Source organism: Pseudomonas sp. NPDC089743 (assembly GCF_044748785.1).
In the GTDB taxonomy this organism is placed as follows: domain Bacteria; phylum Pseudomonadota; class Gammaproteobacteria; order Pseudomonadales; family Pseudomonadaceae; genus Aquipseudomonas; species Aquipseudomonas putida_X.
Genome location: NZ_JBIVGS010000027.1, coordinates 1 through 19,143 on the forward strand (window position 1 = coordinate 1; position 19,143 = coordinate 19,143).

Here is a 19,143-nt window from a genome sequence, read left to right on the forward strand (position 1 = left end):
AAGATAGACACGACCGGGGTAAGATGATGGCCAATTAATGGCAAAAAATGGAGTGAAGATGTTTGAAGCAGTCTTGATGGGGGTGATGCTCACCAATGAAGGGCAAACTGTAGAAAAGCAATGGGCAGCATTTGTGTCTATGGAGGACTGCCAAGCTGTCGCAAACGGCCTCACCCTTCACATGAAGGGTAAGCAAGGTGAGACAGTGGTGTTCAGTTGTGCGGATCTTAGAAAGGTAAAAACGAAGGGGCAGTAAGGATGATCTGCGTCTAAAAGCTCAGAGTAGTTTTTGATCAAAGGCCAGGGGATGGTCAAGGCCGTGCACATGCCTTAACCGAAGGCACCCAGGAACATGAAACCGACATTGCCAAGGTCCAGGCCTGGCTGGGCCATGCCAACATCAGTCCAACCGGATCTACGATCATTGCCAGTCGCACCCGAGGATTCGCCAACCTTCAACTTACCGCTTCAGGAACTCTGCCTAAACGAGGATCGGCAACCGTAAGCCCTCGTATGAAGTAGGCCCTGAACGGAGGTTTTCCGTCCTCGGGATGGACCACATCAGCGTGCAGCAGCCCAAGCGAATAGAGCTCCGACAAACCAGCTCGAACGTCCGAACGTCGAACTCCCGTGTGGTCTACGATTTGCTCGTAGGTCAGCGCGGTCCAGTCAAATTTGTTGCTCCGGCGCGCGATCAGAATGACATAGATCTTCAACGCGGCCAGGCGTATTGCACCACGATTTCCCAACTCTTTAAGGCGAAGACGGAGGAGGTCGAATGGAAGCTTCGCCCAGTAACTGTCGCCCACCTCATTCACCGTATAGCAGTGCGCGTGATCGCCAGTGACTGTCAGGATCTGCATGTCCGCAAGCGCTCGAAGTCCCTTCGAGATCATTGGCCGCGAAAGACCGGTAAGTAACTCAAAATCGTTGTAGGAAACAGCTGCAGTGCGGGTGTGGAAATCGATCTGCAGCGAAACTGCGAGTAAGCACTTCAGCGCCGCAATGCTTGTCCCCGCTTGTCCACCGCCCTTGAAGGCGCCCAAATCGCAACCAGTGGTCCGCGTCCACCCGGTTGGCAGCTTGCTGAATCGGTAGGCCATATTCAGTCCTTCTTCGAGCCGGTGAGATGACGAACAACCTGGTAGATCACCAGCAGGGCAACAATAGAAACGCAAGCCACCAAAGCAGCCGGATCGGCATGGGAAAGGGCACTTGCAAGTTTGGAGATGGAATCCATGGGTAGGTCCTCATTGGCTGAATGTGTGTTCATTCCACCCCACCACGAGATGTTAATCTAGAATAGGTGTCAGCCACTTATACCCTGCATGGCTCTGGAGGCCTTGATATTAAAGGGCTAGAGGATCTTATCGGAAAAAAATGAAAATCCCAAGTTGGTTAACGAGAGTGGCAAAACCACCCATTTTTGGTAAATGGCAAGGCGATCGAAAAGCAGCCTTAGTAAATGGGAAGGACCTAAAAACCCCACCTCTCTAAAAATCTTGCCTGGAAATAGCTGGCGAGGAGGAGGGCGCTTTCCTCTCGATGGGTTAACGATGCGCTTCCAGCGGATGGAAAAGCGTGACTTTGGGTTAGGAGCGGCGACCTACATTATCAGGGCTCCACCAAGCCTAGAGCCTGAAAATGGTGCAAACCCCTTGTGTAGAGACGACTGTCGTGACGTTATAAATACGGTTGCCTGCAAAAAAGGAGGTCAGGCAACTTATGAAAAATATCGTCATCCAGATTCTGATTGCTACCGTGGCCAGCGTGCTGAGCTCGATGATCCTGATGGCCCTGCAGGGCCCCGTGAAACAGATAGAGGTACCTCAACGGATGCTGATGGTGTCGTCGCCCAGCACAAGGATCGCGCATGAAAGCCAATGGCGTGGCTGAGCATCGGTGCCTTCGGTACCGAGCAGCTATAGGCGAGCTATCGTGGCGGAGTTATCGTACATACAGGCGCTCGATGGGCACCGTCTCTAGCGCAACGCATCTACCGAGGTTTCCGCCCAGGCTTGGGCGGTTAGGTAATTTACCGGGCTGTCCGCGCTTTCTACCTCGGTGAGGTACCCGCATAGCTGAGCGTGATCGCCGGCGGCATTAGGATACCGGGCAGGATTTCCCCTGCCCTGGCGTTCCGATGATGTTCAATCAACGATCGGCCCTGTGTTGCTGGACAATGCGGCAACCACTTCGAAATAGTCAGCCTCAGGCGAAATCGCCTCAATGCTTCCAGCAAACAACTGCCCATCAGGCAACAGCACACTGACGCGAGTAAGCCCAGGGTGTCGGAACAATTCTGCCCCCAGCTGCGGATCAATCAACACCGATACCGGCGCAGTTAAACCCACGCGACTCAGCACCACATCGACCCCACCACGCTCAGAAACCACCCGACTCAATCCGGGGGTCTGATAGTAGATAAAGGTCAAGTCGGCTTGACCCCGGTAGGATAGCGAACCGTCCTTCATTGATGTTCAACCCCCAGCTTCTGCGGCGTTGCGTGCCTTCTTGAGATCTGCAAACTTAATCGAGTCTGCGCGGTAGAGGTAGACCAGACCTTCCCATTTCGGGTACCTGGCAACGAGCTTCGTTTCGCTCAGCCTCCTCAACTCAAGAAATTTGCCGCCTGACCTGGGGATAATGAACGAGCTGCCATTCAGCATGTACACAGAGGGGGTGCTGCTTTTGGAGTAGAGCCCGAAGAGATACTCATAGTATTTTACGAACTCACCTTTAATCTCAAAGGCAAAATCGGCGTCGCTTTCGGGGTCGCGTTTTGACTCGATCCATGCGCCATCGATGTCTCCAATGCTGACTGTGGGCAGCGCATCGAAATCGACTTTCTCTACGGGACGGGTTTCTTGCACGTTGGCAATCGGTACTTTTTGCCAGTGAACTGTGGGTTCAGCACAGCCCGAAATGCAGGTCAAACCCTTCTCTGATTTCTTGAAAACCATGCGCATATCGTTGCCGTACTTATCGACCTTAACCGCCATTTGCTTGGCGTCCTGTCGGATCGTGAGTGTCATCGGCTGTTCCGGCTTCTCGAACACCTTGGCGTACGTCAGGGTGCCACTACCCCCGGCAACACTCAGAACAAACAAATCCTTTAACAGACCGGTTCCTACTGAGACGGAGTAGTTTCCATCGAAGGGCTGGGCTCCGGCAAAGGTGACGGCCGGGAGCATTGCGAGAGTGAACACGATTTTTCTTAAGGCCATAACCTTTCCTTGGATCATTTCAGGTCGACTTGCTGCCAGGCTTTTGGCATTCCAGTGCCTAGACCGCAATTCAGGCAGTCAAGGCTCTTCTCATCCACCGCCCGGGTAAATGCGAAGGTCTTCCCGCGTGGATTGGTTAACAGCAGCTTCTCGCCCTTCGTTTCAAGCCCCCACGTTTCCTCATTCAAAACGCGCTTCTGGTAGGGGTCGATTTGAGCCACCTTCGCCTCGCTACGCATCACATGAATCCCGATGACGGGTCCAAGCATGCCCGACGCTGCCATGTAGCTACCCTCGAACTCGTTCCCGCAGCCGCTCAACCCTACGCACAAGGCAACGAGCCCGGCTCTCCTCAACATCATCCTGACTCTCTCCTAAAGATATTTTGCTAAGCATCTCCTTTGCCTTCGCGTGCCAGAAGCCCCCCAGCTTGTTCGTCTGAACTCCTCAGCTGGACAACCAACTGCTCGAGTCCGAGCTCGGCCAGGAAGTCCGCCAGCTTGTCGAGGCTCTTGAAAGTCCGCTCGCCTCCACGCTGCCGGCGCAGCGATAAGGATTCAGTACCGAGTTGAATACGCAGCGCCCAAGCGCCGCTTTTGGGATGGACCGAGACACCTAGTACCAGTCCAGCAGCTAGGTATCGCCGTAAATCAGCTTCGAAGATTAGGGACATAGATCACGCATCAGAAATGGAGCAGGGGGGCAGCCCGTAGGTCTTCCCCCCCATCACCAGCAGCAGAGATTTTGGATTTTACCCTTCTACTACCCTGAAGCGCTGCAGAACACATAGTATCAGTGTGCCACTCAATATCAATACCTATTTATTGATATATCAAATTTTTGTTTTTGATAAAGATTTCCGAAATTTTTCAGGTAGGTCGCTCTCGCTAATCCAGACCAGCGAATGCATGCCACGACAGGTGTCGCCCGCACAGTGCCACAGCCCATCCATGCCCCAGGCGCCTCGGGTCAATCTGGTATGACTGCCATCATTAAAATCGAGATCGATCTTCAGCAGGCTGGAGGAGTAGCGGAAAGGGTGGACACTCAGAAGGGCGCCCCGAACGTCATCGTAGGAATACATCTCACCCAGGCCAGAGGAATCGACTTTCAGCACTTTATAGCCGCCCGTCAGCCCACCATCGCTAATGTAGTAGCCGCTCACATCGACCATTTCTGAAACGCTTCCCCAAGGCGTCAGGAACACGGCCACTCCCATCAATCCCAGCACCTTCATGTACAGATTCAAACGAAGCTCCTTTGTTTGTACCAAGCCCAAAAACAAGCGAGGGTGATTCCCCACATCACCCATCCGAAGTGAGTTCTAAGCACCATATAGCGCTTGCAATGCGCACATACCGCAGTGCACCCGGTTACCAGCAATAGCAACAGCAGGTAGGCGCTATGCGGCGTGAATGGGGTTTCTTGAAGCGGAAGAGCAGCAGAAGTAGGAATTAACGCGAGCGCTGAAACGAGCCACACGGTGACAAGCCTGGAATAGAGCATTCTCATGCCCTCCCGAAGTAAGGGACTGTTTCCCTGGGAAGCCCATTGATCAAATCCTGTAGGTGCACCTCGTGGATCTCAGCCCTGCGGTCATCGAAACCGTTTCGCCGATTCAGTTCTGCCGTCACCAAATACCAGGTCAAAGCATCTAAATTCGGCGTCTCAAAGGGCCGAATTTCTATAGGGGCCGTTTCATCCCAGTCATGTCCACCTATACCAGTCAGCTGCGGCGACAAAAAATATTGATCACCGCGCATCACCCATACCAGACCAGGCCAAGGCGCTAGGCCATCGAATAGGTACCGCAAATCAATCGGGTTATCCCAGCTTTCATCGGTAGTAGCGGTCAGGTAGTAGTCGAAGGTAAACGCCATGTGAGTGCACTCCTGCAGGTCGGATGCTGCATCCAAGCATGGGGCAGGGCGTGCCAGAACCATCCCAGAGCGTACCGTCGCCTTCATTTGCTGCCATCCGAAGGGTTTAGGGGCGAGCGCCGTCTATCTGCACGCTCAGCGCGAGAGGTCCGATTTTTCTGCTGGCCTTCGGATTGATCGGCAGAGGCTGGACGCGCTAGGCGTTGTCCAGCCCATTCACGGGTTTCCCGGGAAGGTCTAGGGGAGTCCGGGTTATTGCCTCCAATGCTTGGTGATCCTCCAGGAGCCCTTCCTGAATTGTGAGTTTTCTCAATTTTTGCCCGCAGTAATTCCTGCTTCAATCCAGCAGTTTTTAATGCAGCTATCTTTGAGACTCCACCCATTACTGTTCCGGCAACCGATGCTGCGATGCTTCCCAGTTGAGAAAACGAGGCTGCATTTTCCCCTTTACCCGGAAGGCTTTGAACTTTTAATAGCGTGGCCGCTACGTAAGTAGCTACCATAATTACAAAACCAGCGCCACCGGCTAGTGCACCGCGCAAACCATCTAGGTCCAACGATGTACCGGCATAGCTTAGAGCAGTCGCAGCTTGGGCATAGCTAATACTGCTTAGCAAACCAGAGACCCCATAAAGTATTCCCTCAGAAAAAAACAATGCGGTAAAGGTAAATACAACCAACCTAAACCAATACAATAAGATATCACCGCCAAGAACGCAGGCCAGGAGTGCTATTAGAGGAAATATATGTATCAGCAGAGCTTGCCCTAGAGCCGTGAGATATACAAACAAGGGTAGTTTGGCCGCAAGGTCAACTGTCGATAACGCTCCCTTTACTTCATTGAGGGCACCTATCGCCTCAGACGAGCCTTCCGAAATCCTTGGCCCCCACCAAGAGTCTTTAGCTCCAGTGTATAGAGAATCTAGACTTTTATTTACTATGTTTGACCAAGCACGAATTCCAGCTACCACAGATGCTTCTGTATCAGGAGCTAAATTTGAAGGGCGAATTTTTTCGCCCACAGCTTTATATCCCTCTTCGGCTCCCGCTTGGGCCGCTTGATACGCTTCATAGCAGTTCTCTGGAACAAAATACCGATTATTTATTTCTGTTGGCTCCTCGCGTAAGGCCGGGTCCGCGAGAGATCCTTTAGCAATTTCCCAAGGGTTTAAATAAACAGTAGACTCATCAACGCCACCGGATAGTCTTGATTTCCATCCAGACTCATTTGGAAGTAAGTATCTTCTACCCTTAGGCCAGTTAGTATCAGTCATTTTTTCGAGAGCCGCTCTACCTTCAGCTCGACGATTTCCAGCTTCGTATGTGTCAGTAATGACAAGCAATTTCCTGATTGGGCCGAACCAAGAGAATAGAGATTGTTCCGACAATTTATCTGCAGTGGCACTAGTGAAAATAGAGACTTGAGAGTCAGGCACCCCAAGTGCACCCCCGCCTCTGAGACCCACCGCCTGCCAAGTAGTGTCGGGTACACCTTTACTCTGGTCGGGTCCCGGTTCGCAGTACTGCTTATAATCTTTCATTAGATTGGCTAGATCACTACCAACGAAAGGACTGATTTCACGTTCGGTAAGGTCTGCAATCATCAACGCAGACGGATCATTGTCCTTCGTCCGATATATTTGGACCAAAGATTCATAGACTGGCATCACGAATTTTAATGTCCAGGCTTGTCCCTGGGTCATTTGTAAACTAGCACGACCAGGAAAATTAACTGCTGCAGGGCTTAGTAAAAAAAGCGAAAGAAGTGATACGAGAAACATCCCCGCAGTCTTTTGATCAGGCTTGGCAATACAGAGTTTGAGCACAAACCACGCCAACGGCAGGAATGGCCAGCTAGAGGCATACGGCCTCATGAATGTAGCAAACGCCTCAGTCTTTGCTCCCATCGCTACCAGTGAGGTTATCATTGCATCTGTTCCACTTTGGAACAGCCAACCGAAATTGCCTAGGTCCCCCATGGATCACGCCTCATCATGGGAAGCATGCTTCCCAGGTGCCGTTACAATCAATACCGCCGATCCGATGCTAAAAACCACGCAAAACCCAAGTGCCCCAGCCTTAACGTAGGCGTAGTTTTGCAGCAACGTGAAAACAGCTACCAGCACAGCCACAGTTGATAGCCTGGACCTACTGGCTTTGATGTTGAATTGCTTCATAGGGAGCTCCCAATGTCCGGGTTGATTCACTTCCACTTTGAAGCATTCAAGTGAAACTGCAAGCCAAAACAGGGTGTCGAAATTCCACCGAGAAATTCAGCTAGAACTAGCTCAGCTAACCCAGAGTTTTCTAAGAACGCAGAAATCCTCTTCGTTCAGCTTAGGCTGAACGTGCAGCGCTCTACGCGCTGCAGCGTGCGAAGCACGCGGCTCTGTCAGGGTGATCGCTATGCTCTCCACCCTTACAGAGCCGCTCTCCGCGCTATCAAATGCATAATTTACATGACACAGATTGACCCACGGGTATGCACCACACAATATGACCCTGCACCCCGATCGCGATTCGCAAGCGATCAATCACCAGGTCTAGTGCGCTATTCCGCATAGACCTCCATCGAAGGCTGATATTTCTGCTCTTTGATTCGGTGAGGTGCGGGAATAAGGGCAGACATTTCTGCCCTTCATCCCGCGTGAGCTATGTGATGCAAACCGCTAGCGCAGAGTGCGTTTCATGGCGAATCGATTCCCACCTGGCAAAGGGGAATTGGTGTTGTTCCAGCTGACTGTCCACCCCGTCTCAACCGGGCAGTCCTTATGTCAAACTCTGACAATAAATTGAGTTGTTCCAGGCGCGGTAACCTGGCGAAGCATTGCTTCGACTCTGTCGAGTTTGGCAGTGAGACACAACAGTGAGAGTGCTAACGCACACTGTTACGGCGGAAAATCGCTTGCTAACAGATAAGTCCGACACTGTATAAAATCAGGGGCTAGGCATTCGCTGAATGTCGGAACCACACCCGTAGGAATTTCGAGCGCCCCTTTTGGGTTGCTGCTCATTCTGCAACGGGTAAAGTGGTTGCTGTAACTTACAGCGAAAGCCCGCCATCATGAATCAAAAGCTCACTAGCGACCTACGCAGAGAAATAAAAACACTCGCCTTAAAAAAATACACCGCTGCTATGATCCAGCATTGGGTCAGAGATCAATATGGGTTGAAGGTGGCCCAAACCACTATTTCCCGCGCCATCTCAAAATCTTTTCGTGAAAATACGTGCCCGACAATCTATGTGCCAGGAGAAAATTATAAATATTATCGCGAAAAAGTAGATATCGCCAAGCCACTAAGGAAGTATTCAAGACACCTAGATAGCTATCTAGGAATAATCGAGAAATACTTTTATGAACAAAAATTATCTCACAGGAAAATAAGAAAACTCCTTAAAGACAATCACAACATAACAACATCAGACTGTTCAGTAAGGAGAGCCCTGGAGAAAATTTATGAAGAAAACAAAAAAGACCAAGAATCCAAGGGTATTCGCGAAAGCCTCAACTCAATCTCGAGAATTGAGCAAAGCCTTATACAACTCTAATAGCATTGCAAGTCTTGGGACTTCTTACAGTTACGAAGCAAGTTTGAAGTTGGCGGCTGAGTGGTTAAAAAAGAATGGGCGCGGCTCGCTGTATGAATTGTCTCCAAAGTCTGCAATGGCGTACTTACGATCTCGTTTGTCCGTAGTAGGACAAAAGACACTGGATCGAGACAGACAAGCGTTACAAGCAGTGCTAAGACAAAACGGAAGACTCACTGCAGACCAACGACTTCATATTGTCGAAGCGACCAGACAGCAGAGCCTAAAGAGCAGAAATTACACCAAAGCTCAGATTGATATAATATGTCAACATCAATCAGCACGAAACTCATTTAGCACCGAAATAGCTTTCGAAGCGGGCTTAAGAGCACATGAACTATTAACCTTACTTCCAGCTAGTGAGCGCCCAGCAAGTGAACGCCCAGCAGATTTACTAAAATTTAGGGATGGGGGGAGCCGTTACACTGTGATCGGTAAAGGGGGATTAATTCGTGAGGTTAGGATTTCAAACGAACTAGCCGTTAGACTAGAAAGCACTCGACTTAAAGCTCCTATTGACCGTATAGATAGAAAAATCCATTACAACATGCATTATGACATTGCGGGTGGACAAAGCTGGAGTCAATCATTTTCAAGTGCTAGTAAATCCGCCCTTGGCTACAGCACAGGTGGTCATGGCCTTCGTCATACTTATGCTCAAGATAGGAATCGCGAAGCCCAGCGACTCACAGGTGATATCCAACGCGCAAAGGAAATAGTGTCTCAAGAACTTGGGCATTTCCGACCTGAGATAACCGACACCTATCTACGTTGAATTATCACCTTTTCTAATTTTACCTACGTAATTATTTCCTTGCTCGCCGGGGGCGCTTGTGCGTGAAATCTGGCCATGTTCCATGGGGCTATCATCGCCAGATTGTGGTAGCGCCACCCCAAATTGATTGTGTCCTTGTCCTTGTCCTTGATCGCCGGCGCAGTTGCATCGCCTCTCGATCGCAATGGGCACGGGACCGTCCAGGTCTATCACAAGCTCAAAACGCATGCCTTCACCGAAGGCACCTAGCGTACGGAAGAACGTCGCAGATTGTTGATCAGCCAGCGCGCACTCGCGCCCGGTTGAGCGGGCAGCTGGCGAAGCCGGCTGGGCGCGATTTATCCGGGTCTTGCGCCCGTAGGGGAGCCGTAGGCTCTCCCAGGGCAGCTTCATCGCCCTGGGACGCTTAGACAGGCTGTGGTAAGGTCTGCTTGCACACCACCTCACGGGTGCAGGGGCCGTAGGCTCCTGCCGAGGGTTCGGGGCGAGTAGCCCCGAGTTGCCCACGCCGTGCCGAAGGCACGATTTGCGTGGGGCATCATTTGGGTGTTGCGCAGCAATACCCCCCTTCTGATTTCTTTTAAGACCTTCTGGTTAAGGTCCGACACTTAAAAAACTTCTTGCCGACACTTAACTTTCACTATGAAAGAAGATGTGGCCGGGTGACTGTGGATAACTTCAAAATTGGGGGGCACAGCAGGGTTGGACAGCTGGAAGGGGGTCGGCCTCGGCCGGAGAATGCTGTTTTGAGGCCGTTTTTTGCGCCTCTGACGCCCTATAGGCGTGGGGAAGCCTGCCGGTTAGGCTAGGCGGTGAATCGTCCTGCTTTGGCTGTCCTGGCGGTGTAGCGTTGCCTGAGGATCTGGTCAGCTTCGGCGTTAACTTCTGCTGCTGACTTACCTGGGTTCGCTTTTAAGATCGCTATCGCCAGTTCCGTGCGGGCTATGGCGTATGTTTGATCGTCCGCCCCCGCTGGTATGCCTTTGGGGATTTGGGGCGACCTAAAGGCCGCTGCTAGCCCCGTGGTGGCTTTAGCCACCGTGGGCGGTGGCTGGTCACCGGCTGATGCCTTGGCAGGTTTCGGAGCCTTAATGCCCTCGATGACCAGCATGTTGCGGGCCCAGCTGGTCATGGTGCCGCCCGCCTTCTTGATCTTCTTGGCTAGCCGATCCATAGCGCGCTGCGTTTCATGCTGCAACCGCTTACCCAGGCCAAAGGCGGTGAACAGCAGCTTGTTCACTGCCTTGACCGCCGCCAGACCTCGATAGGTGCCATCCTCTTTCAATTGGCGCGGCTGGCTGCAGGTGATTAAGTTGGCACGCTTCAAGTCCGCCATGGCGCGCTCTGCGCGGCGCATGTTGAGGCCGGTGTACTCGACTAGATAGTCCAGGGTCAGCGACATAAACCCGTTTTTTGTGGGCACACCGCAGCGCAATGACACAAGGTCGGTAAACGAAACGATGGCAGCTAGTAGGAGAAGGCACGCTTCGCGGCGCTCGCTGCGTTGCTGACGGCCTTTAGCGCTCTGATTAGCGTTGCGCAGTGAAGGCATGACGGCGGGCTTACTGTAATAGCGTTTAACCCGTTCCTGGAGTTCGATCAAAATCCCGGGAAGGGATTTGCCAGGACTCACAACGTCCTTCACCAGCCCCAGGCGCGGGGATTCTGGGGCATGGCCACAATAGTTCCCGCCTTGGTTCACACGATGAACATAGGGCCTGCTTCGTCTTTCTGGCTGAAGTATTGAGGTCGAATCCATGATCCCGCCATCTGGCGGTCAGCTGACTGTAATAGCCTTTGCGACTTGCAAGCAGCCGCAAGGCTAGCCATAATCAGCTCACCTTGTAGGGAACAGGCTCGATCCGTGGAAAGAGAAAAGCCTGTTCTAGATTGTCCAGAAAGCCCGGTTACCAGCCGGGCTTTCTGGTTTCTGTAATTTGGTTTTACGTCACCAGCGTACTCACGCTCATTTCTCTCGCCCTAGCGGCCGTTCCAAGTCGAGCCTGAATTGCGGGTGCTCTTCACCTGCGTCGAGCTCGTTCAAGTACTTGTAGATTGCCTCACGCAAAACCGCAGACGTAGTGGTCCCGCGAGCTCTCATAGCAGCGTCGAAACGACGCTTTATCGACTCGTCGACCTTGGTGGCCATGATGGAAGATGGCGCGTTCGCTGTCATGGGACATCCAGGTTATACGGTTATAACGTCAGCTTAGGCTAGTGGTTTAACCGTTATACGTCAAGAATCATCAGCAGGGCCTTAGGTCGCTTAAAATTTGCCCGAACACTAGCACCCAAATTTTTGGCTAGCAACAAAAAAAGGCCAAGATTTCTCGACCTTTTTGAATCGTGGAGCAAACCTGACTATCTCTGTAGGCCACGGATTACAAGGCCTCTGTGAAGCTCTTCACAGATCATGTAGCAAATATGCAACTTACGTAACACGAATAACATACGTAAGTTACTCGTGTTGTTTACGTTACATAAGTTACTCGTCTTGCGTAAGATCTTCGATAGGTTCAGCTTTGCTAGCACGCTCAAGCAGCTCCAGCAGTTCGGCCCTATCGAGATTCTGCAACGCGACGATGCCTGCCCGGATCACATCAGAGCGAGTAGCTCGGAAATTCCGCGGAGTGAGAGAAATTTTGTCGATTTGGCGATTCACCTCTTTAGAGAGGGAGAACGTCGTCCGTACGAACGTTGAGGCCGTTTTTTTTCGACGGCGCTTCGGTTCAGGATTAGCGCCCACGGGGGCATCGGCTATGAATGCTTGGGCTGCAGCCTCAATACTCATCTCAGGATTGCTTTCAGCCGGCCTCGATGACTTAACCAGGTTCTTCAGGCCACCCATTTGGTGTTCCCCCATAGCTCAGCCGCTAAGGATTCAATCTCTTCTTTGGCTCGAAGGTCAGTTCCGCTTTCAAGGACGGAGCATCCGTCTTCATCAGCGTCGTCGTAAACGTTTCGTGCGGTGGTAATGGCGTTCAAGGGAATGATTTCAAATGACTGGCAAGCCTCTTTTGCATCCAGAATCCTTTGGACCTGACTGGGCAGTGCTGGGCACTGGGTAATGACGGCTCGGATAGTGAGATTAGGGTTCACTGCGATGGCCAATCGGGCTAGATTTTCGACTTTAGGGAGCGTCTTCAAGTCTCGACGCTTCGGCCGAAATGGAATGAGCATGTGAGTTGCTACAGTCATCGCGGATCGCAACGCCTCTGAGTCAGCACCGCCTGCATCAACTACGATTTGCCTGTATCTGTCGCGCAGATCGAGGAGGGTTTGGCGGATATTGCCATGGGCTTGTACAACCGGAATCGGCGGAAGGTCGCCCTTGTCATTTCGCTCAGCAGCCCAATCGGCCGTTGTGCCTTGTGGGTCTGCATCGAGCAGCAAGACATCCCCACCACGCGCCTTAATCCAGACGGCTAGGTTTTGAGCCAGGCAGGATTTTCCACTGCCCCCTTTTTCCCCACCTAACAACAAAATCATTTGCCTTCTCCTTAGTAGCGAGCACAGAGGCAATAACTTACATAAGTTATTCAATGCGCGCAACTTACGTAAGTGATTCCATGCACATAGCCGTGACACACCTTATGCCAACGCCAGCGTGACTAGGGGCAATAGGGGGAATAGGGCTTGGGTGGTATTTCGGCACCGAAAAGAGGTGCCCAAGGCACTCCCTTGCACCGGAACGCCTGAGCGAGAGGGGAAGCGTAAGAGCGCACTCAAAGGGGTAGAGCGTGAAACGGAAGGGGAGCACAAAAAAGGCGCGCAAAAAAAATCCTTCCCGAAAGCTTGCGCGCTTTGAGAAAGGACGATACGATACGCGGATGTGCCAGAATTACAGCAAGGCCACATCTTACGCTCTGTGTGTGTGTCGGTGTAATTTAGAGAGAATCGAGGTACCGGTCAACCACCAATTGTCGGTAAACCGCAAAAAATTCCTGCTTTGCTGCAGCTCTGGCCCATACGCAACACCTCAATCTAAAATCGTATGGGAGATTTAAATTTGCTGAAAATTATTGAAACACCGCAGTTCACTTCTGATTTCCAAGCTCAGCTCGCAGCCGGTCAAGACCCCGCTCCATTCAAGACGGTGGTTGAACAACTGGAGCAGCAGCTGCCGCTCCCGGTGTACCACCTGGACAACCCGTTGGTAGGTACACATGGGCGTTGGAGCTGTCTCATTAGCTTCGATTGGTGGATGGTCTATAAGGTCGACATCCAGGCTGGGATCATCACCCTGGAGCAGACAGGTAGCCACAAGTACCTGTTCGATTAAGGGCCAGAAGTCGGAAGAGAGCGGCGCCTTACGCGCCGCTCTCTAATCCTTAAATGCCCAAGCTTTTGAACAATGCGCTCGAATTTTCATGCAGGATCCCGACAGGATTGCGATCCTGTTCCTCCATGACCTTTCTAGCACGCTCATTGAGCTTCGGAGCCTTAACCGCAAAAGGAAGCTCTTTAGTCTGTACAACCTGCACTAGCATCATTCGGATCGCCTGCGAAACGGTGACGCCCATCTCATCAAGGACTGCCGTAGCATTTGCCTTAAGATCGCTTTCGATTCGGGTGCGTACGACTTCAGTGTTGGCCATAAATTCCTCTGAGCACGATGTAGCTACAAGGTGTTCAGTATACTCTCACTATACTCATAGTCCAGTTTTTTGTACAAAAAACGCTCAAAACCTCGCCCTAAAGCTTGCAACACCCATGCCCTCCCAGGAGCATCCGCCAGCATAAACTGCTGATAAAATAGGTTATCGTCCTAATCACCCAAGGAAGGCATTTATGACCCTATCGCTCGGCCAAGGCCACGACTTGTACTACCTATGCCCCTGCGGTCAGATACCGCGCAGCAACCTCGGTGCTATCAACCGCCGGAACTGGACCTGCAACACCTGTCATAATACGGTCAAGGTCTACATGGATGACCAGAATGGGCGCAAATTCACTGTTGAACGTCGAATGGCCAAGCATGTGACCGTGCACGACCACGTGGTGTACCGCTGCGGTGCCGGGCTCGCGTCGGGTGATATCAGGCAGTCGCAGCAGTACGGCGCCAAGGCCAGCAACTGGCTCCTGGTCATTCAGGGATACAACAAGGTGGTGCTCCCTGCCTCCGATTACGTGAATGTCGAGGTGAACACCTTCGTCCAGGTCCTCACCTCCCATGCTGGGCAAACCGTGCCTTGACCCTGTTCAACCCGCTGTTCGATGTCCCCTACCCTGTCCACCCGCTACCAGGACGCCGCCATGCCCATGCTGCCCATGCCGATCTCCACCGCCTATGACCAGCGCTACAGCTGCCACAGCTGCGCCCGCGAACACCTCGACCGCCACCGAGACTTGGATGAACGCACCTGGACCTGCCTCACCTGCCACAGCCCGGTGCACATCGAGCTGGACGACGGCGCCGGCAATACCGCGCTGGTGATCCGCCTGCAGGCCCAGCAGCTGCGCGCCGACCGGGATTTCGCTTACCTGGAAAATGACCTGGGCCAGCCGCACGCGGTGCTGTTCTCGGAAAAGGCCTACAAGGGTGGGCAATGGCTGCTGCGCCTGCAGGGCTACGGCTCGCTCCCCGTTGAACCGGGCCATTACTTCAACTGTGTGAATACGCTATGACCCTGCGAGGCGACCATGACCCTGTTTGACCCCCTGCGCGATTTCTTCCAGCGCCGCCAGGCCGTCCACCTCGATGCACTGGCCAGCGGCCTGCAGCTGGTGACCGTGCACAGCGAATCCCAGCGCGGCAATTTCGTCTTTCCCGGGCTGGATGTCATCGCCGCCATCGAGCAGCACGGCCAGCGCGTCGGCACCATCCATTACGGCATCAGCCCATTGAACGACCGCCTGTACATCAGCGACTTCAAGATTTACCCGGCGCACCAGGGCCAGGGCCTCGGCCTGGCCACGTTGTGGTGCCTGAGTCGCCAGTACGGCCTGCCGCTCGCTTCGATGCACGAAGTGGGCTTGTCGACCGGCTTTTGGGGCAAGGCGGAGCAGCGCCTAGCCCGGGCTGGCGTGCACCTGCAGCGCGATATCCGCACCGGCGATCAACCGGCGATTGAAGCGACCTGGGCACACTTGGTCCCCGAGCCCGAGCACGAACGCAAAATCCGCGAACTGATGGCCTCGCCCGAGTGGCCAGCGATCAAGGCGCGCATGGAAGCGGAGTACGGCCCATGCCGGCAGGACTGATTACCCTGGACGCCGGCGAGCGCCGGCTGACCGCGCTGCAGTTCCAGCAGCTGGCCCGCGTGCCGGCCGCGGTGGAATGGTTCGCCAATATCGACAACCCGCGCACCCGGCGCGCCTACCAAGCCGACCTGGCAGATTTCTGCGCCTTCGTCGGCCTCGCCGGCGCCGACGAATTCCGCGCCGTCACCCGCGCCCATGTGCTGGCCTGGCGTGCCCAGCTGGAGCAGCGCGGCCTGGCCGGGGCGACCATCCGCCGCAAACTGGCGGCGCTGGCCAGCCTGTTCGATCACCTGCTGGAGTCGAACGCGGTGGCCGGGGGCAACCCGGTGCACGGGGTCAAGCGGCCCCGCATCGAGAGTAATGAAGGCAAGACCCCGGCCCTGGGCGATGACCAGGCCAAGGCGCTGCTCGACGCGCCGCCGATCGACAGCTGCAAAGGCCTGCGCGACCGCGCCATTCTGGCGGTGCTGCTATACCATGGCTTGCGCCGTGAGGAGTGCGCCCAGCTGCAGCTGAGCGACCTGCAGGAGCGCCGGGGCATCAAACACCTGCGCGTGCTGGGCAAGGGCGGCAAGCTCCGCTGGCTGCCGCTGCATCCGGTGGCGGCGGCACGCCTGCATGCCTACCAGGAAGCCGACACGGCCCGCGAGCCAGGCCCGGGGCCATTGTTCCGCTCGCTGCGCGGGCGCAGCGCCGGCGCCGGCATTACCGCCAACGGCGTCTACCAGCTGGTGGGCTACTGGGCCAAGGCTGCCGGCATCGCCGTCGAGGGCCTGGGCGTGCACGGGCTGCGCGCCACGGCGGCAACCAATGCGCTCGAGCACGAAGCCGATATTGCCAAGGTCCAGGCCTGGCTGGGCCACGCCAATATCAGCACGACCCGCCTGTATGATCGGCGGGGTGATCGCGCGGAAGACTCCCCCACCTATAAGGTCAAATATTGAGGCTCAGCGGTGAATATTTTCCCATCTATCGCCGCTTAGCCAAAATTTGAGTCCTTTGCTCACCGATGATTTCTCTGGTGTTGATTAGGCCGCTGGTTACCTCACTCCCTGCCGTGTGGCCACAATTAGGGCAGTTGATGTATTCACGTTCCTTGCCGCCAGGAAAACCGCCACTGTGATGAATGGCTTCAAAGACCGTCGGACACTTTTCGCAGATGTAAAAATCCATGGTGGGTCTTGGTCCCAAATTCTAGGACGCGAAACACGCGTCGTGACGAATCGCTGACCAACCTAAGACAGTTAGCAGCAGGCTTCCTGGAGAGCCTACAGGCCCTGGGCAGTCACGGAAATTAACACAGGCATAAAAAAACCCGCCAGGGGAACCGGGCGGGCCTCGCTCAGCAAGCTCAAGTCACTTTTTCTCCTGTGCCTGGTCAGTGCTGCTTTTACGCGTCCTGCGCCGAACAGCAGGCCTGCCCACTGGTACCACATTGGATTTCGGGCTAGTCACGGCAACGCTAACGCCATTTACCGTCTCCAAGGCTTCCCGGGTAGCCATTTCGGCAGCCTTGGTGGAAGCTTTGCGGATGACCGTTTCGACACCACCTGCCAGGCGAAGGCGATATTCGCGGGCAGCGGCTCCAGATAGCATCTGAGTGCCATCCCAAATAGGTGAACACCAATTGTCTTGCATAGAGATTCCCCCTCCGTGAGCAAAGCTGACTGCCTCACTGCTTCAACCTGAGCTTACCCGCTTCGGGAACTGCCGACCAGTAACGTCACCCTGGGCAAATGCGCCTACCGCTGAAGGTACTGGATGCGGGCTACCCCTGCGACTCCGGGCAATAGTCGCCGCGCTCAAGCCCTAAGCGCCGGTCGATTTCCTCGGAATTGCCTTCAGCCAGCAGCATGTCATGGGCAAACTGGCGGGTCATGGCCTTGTAGCGCTCCCACAGGAAACGCTGCTTGGGGTTCAGCTCACCTACTCCCGGATCGATTAATAACAACGCTTCTTCCAACTCCTCAAAGGCAATCGCGCACCAGGCGGTGGACATCTTGCGCGGGGAAACCACCGCGGGTAGTAACACGGACTTTGGGATATCGGCTGCGCTCATAATGAATTCTCTCTTGTTGAAATGCGGTCGAGGTGCGGCATGCAGCAGATCAGCATGCTGGGAGCAACTGCGCTTTGCCTCCTGCCCTGGACAATGCCCCCTAGACGCGGAAATGTCCCCCTAAGCCTGGCTGGATGCGTAGCTTTTTATTGGCCAAAAAAACCCCACCAGAAGGTGGGGTCGTCAAACCGTATAGCTTAGAGATCCACGTGATCGCGGAACCAGGCCCAGGCCCGGTACACATTCGTCAACTTGGCTAGGAAATCAGCCACGTTAACGACTTCGACCACGCGTTTGAGCGTAGCTTTCATAAGGGTTCCTCTGTTAGGAATCCCCGGCCCGATGCGCCTTCCGGACTACGCAACGGTGTCACTAATAGGCCCCAAATGGGGGTAACCGCTATCAGCGAACCAGGGTGTTCATCGGCTCTCTCAATTTCCGGCGCGTTGTCCAGACGCGGTGGAGAGGCCAGAGCGGCAAGCCGCCCCTCGTCGTACTTGATACCAAAAAAGCACTGACCAAAAAAAGCATTTTTACGAGATTTTGAAGTTTATTTTTCCGAATGACGAACATGCCTTGACTGAATCCATCAGCGCCGCTAAGTGGCCGCAAATGGCTGAAAACCCCGGCATATTCGCCTTCAACTTCGCATACTCGTTTTACTCAACATACCATTCGTGGGTTCGGCGATGATCCGCAGCAAGCTACGATGAGCATTTCTGCTCGATGCGCCGGTCGCCGGTCGGCTATTGCGCAACAGATTCACTGTATTTACTATCGCCCTTGTAACCGCTATCAGCGAACCGCGAAACGAACGTCCATTCGATTCGCACAAACGAACCGCCCGTCCAGGCGGTTTTTTTGTGCCCGCCATTCGGTGCACCTTCACGACGCCATTTTATCAGTCCGACAGACTGACGCCGATTACCTCATCGGGGCCAGCGTGCTTGTCGTCACGCGGTAAAGAATACCCGATCTCTAAGCGGTCAAGGCCAGCAAGTATCATTGGCATGCAGAGAATCTGAACCATGGTCAGCCGCAACCGTCCCCTGCTACGGGCTTTCGGCGGCACTGCTGCTGAAGATCTGTCCACATCCCAGTGGGCATTACTTGATACCAGGTGATGCGGCACACACGAGTGTAACGGTGCGGCGGGAAATCAGGCCTGATCGGGGATTTAGCAACAAAAACAGCAGCCAACGCTTACAACCCGATCCGCAGGCCATCAAGGCCAACAGTCCTCGGCGAACTTCACTTTAGTCCTCGATCGCCGGCGCGGATCCGTGGGCATGCACATGAGCGGCTAGAAGCGGCAAGATAGACACGACCGGGGTAAGATGATGGCCAATTAATGGCAAAAAATGGAGTGAAGATGTTTGAAGCAGTCTTGATGGGGGTGATGCTCACCA

At 53.9% G+C, this 19,143-nt stretch carries 24 protein-coding genes and 1 pseudogene; 10 read left to right on the forward strand and 15 right to left on the reverse strand.

Translation table 11 applies throughout. The features are described from left to right. The first annotated feature begins 58 nt into the window (after positions 1-58). Positions 59-256, forward strand: a complete 198-nt coding sequence (locus ACIPZC_RS25510; protein WP_400630273.1) for a hypothetical protein — start codon at positions 59-61, stop codon at positions 254-256. Between the two features lie 50 nt (positions 257-306). Next, positions 307-505: pseudogene (locus ACIPZC_RS25515) on the forward strand (hypothetical protein); the annotation flags it as partial. On the opposite strand, the gene ACIPZC_RS25520 reads toward ACIPZC_RS25515, so the two are convergent. After that, on the reverse strand, positions 456-1,103 hold the full coding sequence (locus ACIPZC_RS25520; RefSeq protein ID WP_400630275.1) for a hypothetical protein: 648 nt from the start codon (positions 1,101-1,103) through the stop codon (positions 456-458). The pseudogene ACIPZC_RS25515 and the gene ACIPZC_RS25520 overlap by 50 nt on opposite strands. A 2-nt stretch (positions 1,104-1,105) precedes the next feature. Beyond that, positions 1,106-1,240, reverse strand: a complete 135-nt coding sequence (locus ACIPZC_RS25525; RefSeq protein WP_269806358.1) for a hypothetical protein — start codon at positions 1,238-1,240, stop codon at positions 1,106-1,108. A gap of 485 nt (positions 1,241-1,725) precedes the next feature. On the opposite strand from ACIPZC_RS25525, the gene ACIPZC_RS25530 reads away from it, so the two are divergent. Beyond that, on the forward strand, positions 1,726-1,896 hold the full coding sequence (locus ACIPZC_RS25530; protein ID WP_215521551.1) for a hypothetical protein: 171 nt from the start codon (positions 1,726-1,728) through the stop codon (positions 1,894-1,896). A 254-nt stretch (positions 1,897-2,150) separates the two neighbouring features. Here ACIPZC_RS25530 and ACIPZC_RS25535 read toward each other — a convergent pair whose 3' ends face one another. From ACIPZC_RS25535 to ACIPZC_RS25565, 7 genes are all read right to left on the reverse strand, one after another. Beyond that, positions 2,151-2,435 carry a hypothetical protein gene (locus ACIPZC_RS25535; protein ID WP_400630277.1) on the reverse strand — a complete coding sequence of 95 codons (285 nt, stop codon included), beginning with the start codon at positions 2,433-2,435 and terminating at the stop codon, positions 2,151-2,153. Between the two features lie 45 nt (positions 2,436-2,480). After that, positions 2,481-3,227 carry a hypothetical protein gene (locus tag ACIPZC_RS25540; protein WP_400630279.1) on the reverse strand — a complete coding sequence of 249 codons (747 nt, stop codon included), beginning with the start codon at positions 3,225-3,227 and terminating at the stop codon, positions 2,481-2,483. A 14-nt stretch (positions 3,228-3,241) separates the two neighbouring features. Then, the gene (locus tag ACIPZC_RS25545) at positions 3,242-3,511 is read right to left on the reverse strand and encodes a hypothetical protein (RefSeq protein WP_232859154.1); all 270 of its coding nucleotides are present in this window, start codon (positions 3,509-3,511) and stop codon (positions 3,242-3,244) included. A gap of 548 nt (positions 3,512-4,059) precedes the next feature. After that, the gene (locus ACIPZC_RS25550; protein ID WP_400630281.1) at positions 4,060-4,476 is read right to left on the reverse strand and encodes a hypothetical protein; all 417 of its coding nucleotides are present in this window, start codon (positions 4,474-4,476) and stop codon (positions 4,060-4,062) included. 259 nt (positions 4,477-4,735) lie between these two features. Further along, on the reverse strand, positions 4,736-5,107 hold the full coding sequence (locus tag ACIPZC_RS25555) for a hypothetical protein (RefSeq protein ID WP_400630283.1): 372 nt from the start codon (positions 5,105-5,107) through the stop codon (positions 4,736-4,738). An 83-nt stretch (positions 5,108-5,190) separates the two neighbouring features. Beyond that, entirely contained in the window at positions 5,191-7,086 is a 1,896-nt protein-coding gene (locus ACIPZC_RS25560; RefSeq protein ID WP_400630284.1) for a hypothetical protein, read from the reverse strand. A gap of 3 nt (positions 7,087-7,089) precedes the next feature. After that, entirely contained in the window at positions 7,090-7,284 is a 195-nt protein-coding gene (locus ACIPZC_RS25565) for a hypothetical protein (RefSeq protein WP_400630286.1), read from the reverse strand. Positions 7,285-8,171: 887 nt separating this feature from the next. On the opposite strand from ACIPZC_RS25565, the gene ACIPZC_RS25570 reads away from it, so the two are divergent. Then, a complete protein-coding gene (locus ACIPZC_RS25570; protein WP_400630288.1) occupies positions 8,172-8,657 on the forward strand; it encodes a hypothetical protein in 486 nt (161 codons plus the stop codon). Beyond that, positions 8,566-9,471: a site-specific integrase gene (locus ACIPZC_RS25575; protein WP_400630290.1), complete on the forward strand. Its 906-nt coding sequence runs from the start codon at positions 8,566-8,568 to the stop codon at positions 9,469-9,471. Before ACIPZC_RS25570 ends, ACIPZC_RS25575 begins: the two co-directional genes overlap by 92 nt. 805 nt (positions 9,472-10,276) lie before the next feature. Here the strand turns inward: ACIPZC_RS25575 and ACIPZC_RS25580 are convergent. The 4 genes from ACIPZC_RS25580 to ACIPZC_RS25595 form a co-directional block, all read right to left on the reverse strand. Continuing rightward, positions 10,277-11,230 (reverse strand): hypothetical protein, encoded by a 954-nt coding sequence (locus ACIPZC_RS25580; RefSeq protein ID WP_400630292.1) that lies wholly within the window; start codon positions 11,228-11,230, stop codon positions 10,277-10,279. A 207-nt stretch (positions 11,231-11,437) separates the two neighbouring features. Then, positions 11,438-11,647 carry a ribbon-helix-helix protein, CopG family gene (locus tag ACIPZC_RS25585; protein ID WP_215521559.1) on the reverse strand — a complete coding sequence of 70 codons (210 nt, stop codon included), beginning with the start codon at positions 11,645-11,647 and terminating at the stop codon, positions 11,438-11,440. 309 nt (positions 11,648-11,956) lie between these two features. After that, positions 11,957-12,319: a hypothetical protein gene (locus ACIPZC_RS25590; RefSeq protein WP_400630294.1), complete on the reverse strand. Its 363-nt coding sequence runs from the start codon at positions 12,317-12,319 to the stop codon at positions 11,957-11,959. Continuing rightward, the gene (locus tag ACIPZC_RS25595) at positions 12,307-12,960 is read right to left on the reverse strand and encodes an AAA family ATPase (RefSeq protein WP_215521561.1); all 654 of its coding nucleotides are present in this window, start codon (positions 12,958-12,960) and stop codon (positions 12,307-12,309) included. The genes ACIPZC_RS25590 and ACIPZC_RS25595 overlap by 13 nt, the downstream gene beginning before the upstream one ends. 520 nt (positions 12,961-13,480) lie before the next feature. Between ACIPZC_RS25595 and ACIPZC_RS25600 the strand changes: the two genes are divergently transcribed. Further along, the gene (locus tag ACIPZC_RS25600) at positions 13,481-13,753 is read left to right on the forward strand and encodes a type II toxin-antitoxin system YafQ family toxin (protein WP_400630295.1); all 273 of its coding nucleotides are present in this window, start codon (positions 13,481-13,483) and stop codon (positions 13,751-13,753) included. A gap of 49 nt (positions 13,754-13,802) precedes the next feature. On the opposite strand, the gene ACIPZC_RS25605 is transcribed toward ACIPZC_RS25600, so the two are convergent. Then, a complete protein-coding gene (locus ACIPZC_RS25605; protein ID WP_400630297.1) occupies positions 13,803-14,069 on the reverse strand; it encodes a type II toxin-antitoxin system RelB/DinJ family antitoxin in 267 nt (88 codons plus the stop codon). A 193-nt stretch (positions 14,070-14,262) separates the two neighbouring features. Between ACIPZC_RS25605 and ACIPZC_RS25610 the strand changes: the two genes are divergently transcribed. Genes ACIPZC_RS25610 through ACIPZC_RS25625 form a run of 4 tightly spaced genes read left to right on the forward strand, consistent with a single transcriptional unit; the run spans position 14,263 to position 16,619 of the window. Next, positions 14,263-14,667, forward strand: a complete 405-nt coding sequence (locus ACIPZC_RS25610) for a hypothetical protein (RefSeq protein ID WP_400630299.1) — start codon at positions 14,263-14,265, stop codon at positions 14,665-14,667. 21 nt (positions 14,668-14,688) lie between these two features. Then, on the forward strand, positions 14,689-15,099 hold the full coding sequence (locus ACIPZC_RS25615; protein ID WP_400630301.1) for a hypothetical protein: 411 nt from the start codon (positions 14,689-14,691) through the stop codon (positions 15,097-15,099). A gap of 15 nt (positions 15,100-15,114) precedes the next feature. Further along, the gene (locus ACIPZC_RS25620; protein ID WP_400630303.1) at positions 15,115-15,675 is read left to right on the forward strand and encodes an N-acetyltransferase; all 561 of its coding nucleotides are present in this window, start codon (positions 15,115-15,117) and stop codon (positions 15,673-15,675) included. Continuing rightward, entirely contained in the window at positions 15,660-16,619 is a 960-nt protein-coding gene (locus ACIPZC_RS25625) for a tyrosine-type recombinase/integrase (protein WP_400630305.1), read from the forward strand. The genes ACIPZC_RS25620 and ACIPZC_RS25625 overlap by 16 nt, the downstream gene beginning before the upstream one ends. A gap of 824 nt (positions 16,620-17,443) precedes the next feature. Here the strand turns inward: ACIPZC_RS25625 and ACIPZC_RS25630 are convergent. Next, positions 17,444-17,734 (reverse strand): hypothetical protein, encoded by a 291-nt coding sequence (locus tag ACIPZC_RS25630; protein WP_400630307.1) that lies wholly within the window; start codon positions 17,732-17,734, stop codon positions 17,444-17,446. Positions 17,735-19,143 lie beyond the last annotated feature (1,409 nt).

Coding starts and splice junctions, on each gene's coding strand:
- ACIPZC_RS25555 (WP_400630283.1), bottom strand. CDS start 5,107: ATGGCGTTTACCTTCGACTACTACCTGACCGCTACTACCGATGAAAGC.
- ACIPZC_RS25615 (WP_400630301.1), top strand. CDS start 14,689: ATGTCCCCTACCCTGTCCACCCGCTACCAGGACGCCGCCATGCCCATG.
- ACIPZC_RS25560 (WP_400630284.1), bottom strand. CDS start 7,086: ATGGGGGACCTAGGCAATTTCGGTTGGCTGTTCCAAAGTGGAACAGAT.
- ACIPZC_RS25605 (WP_400630297.1), bottom strand. CDS start 14,069: ATGGCCAACACTGAAGTCGTACGCACCCGAATCGAAAGCGATCTTAAG.
- ACIPZC_RS25585 (WP_215521559.1), bottom strand. CDS start 11,647: ATGACAGCGAACGCGCCATCTTCCATCATGGCCACCAAGGTCGACGAG.
- ACIPZC_RS25630 (WP_400630307.1), bottom strand. CDS start 17,734: ATGAGCGCAGCCGATATCCCAAAGTCCGTGTTACTACCCGCGGTGGTT.
- ACIPZC_RS25570 (WP_400630288.1), top strand. CDS start 8,172: ATGAATCAAAAGCTCACTAGCGACCTACGCAGAGAAATAAAAACACTC.
- ACIPZC_RS25540 (WP_400630279.1), bottom strand. CDS start 3,227: ATGGCCTTAAGAAAAATCGTGTTCACTCTCGCAATGCTCCCGGCCGTC.
- ACIPZC_RS25575 (WP_400630290.1), top strand. CDS start 8,566: ATGAAGAAAACAAAAAAGACCAAGAATCCAAGGGTATTCGCGAAAGCC.
- ACIPZC_RS25530 (WP_215521551.1), top strand. CDS start 1,726: ATGAAAAATATCGTCATCCAGATTCTGATTGCTACCGTGGCCAGCGTG.
- ACIPZC_RS25545 (WP_232859154.1), bottom strand. CDS start 3,511: ATGGCAGCGTCGGGCATGCTTGGACCCGTCATCGGGATTCATGTGATG.
- ACIPZC_RS25595 (WP_215521561.1), bottom strand. CDS start 12,960: ATGATTTTGTTGTTAGGTGGGGAAAAAGGGGGCAGTGGAAAATCCTGC.
- ACIPZC_RS25620 (WP_400630303.1), top strand. CDS start 15,115: ATGACCCTGTTTGACCCCCTGCGCGATTTCTTCCAGCGCCGCCAGGCC.
- ACIPZC_RS25625 (WP_400630305.1), top strand. CDS start 15,660: ATGCCGGCAGGACTGATTACCCTGGACGCCGGCGAGCGCCGGCTGACC.
- ACIPZC_RS25525 (WP_269806358.1), bottom strand. CDS start 1,240: ATGGATTCCATCTCCAAACTTGCAAGTGCCCTTTCCCATGCCGATCCG.
- ACIPZC_RS25565 (WP_400630286.1), bottom strand. CDS start 7,284: ATGAAGCAATTCAACATCAAAGCCAGTAGGTCCAGGCTATCAACTGTG.
- ACIPZC_RS25510 (WP_400630273.1), top strand. CDS start 59: ATGTTTGAAGCAGTCTTGATGGGGGTGATGCTCACCAATGAAGGGCAA.
- ACIPZC_RS25610 (WP_400630299.1), top strand. CDS start 14,263: ATGACCCTATCGCTCGGCCAAGGCCACGACTTGTACTACCTATGCCCC.
- ACIPZC_RS25580 (WP_400630292.1), bottom strand. CDS start 11,230: ATGGATTCGACCTCAATACTTCAGCCAGAAAGACGAAGCAGGCCCTAT.
- ACIPZC_RS25590 (WP_400630294.1), bottom strand. CDS start 12,319: ATGGGTGGCCTGAAGAACCTGGTTAAGTCATCGAGGCCGGCTGAAAGC.
- ACIPZC_RS25520 (WP_400630275.1), bottom strand. CDS start 1,103: ATGGCCTACCGATTCAGCAAGCTGCCAACCGGGTGGACGCGGACCACT.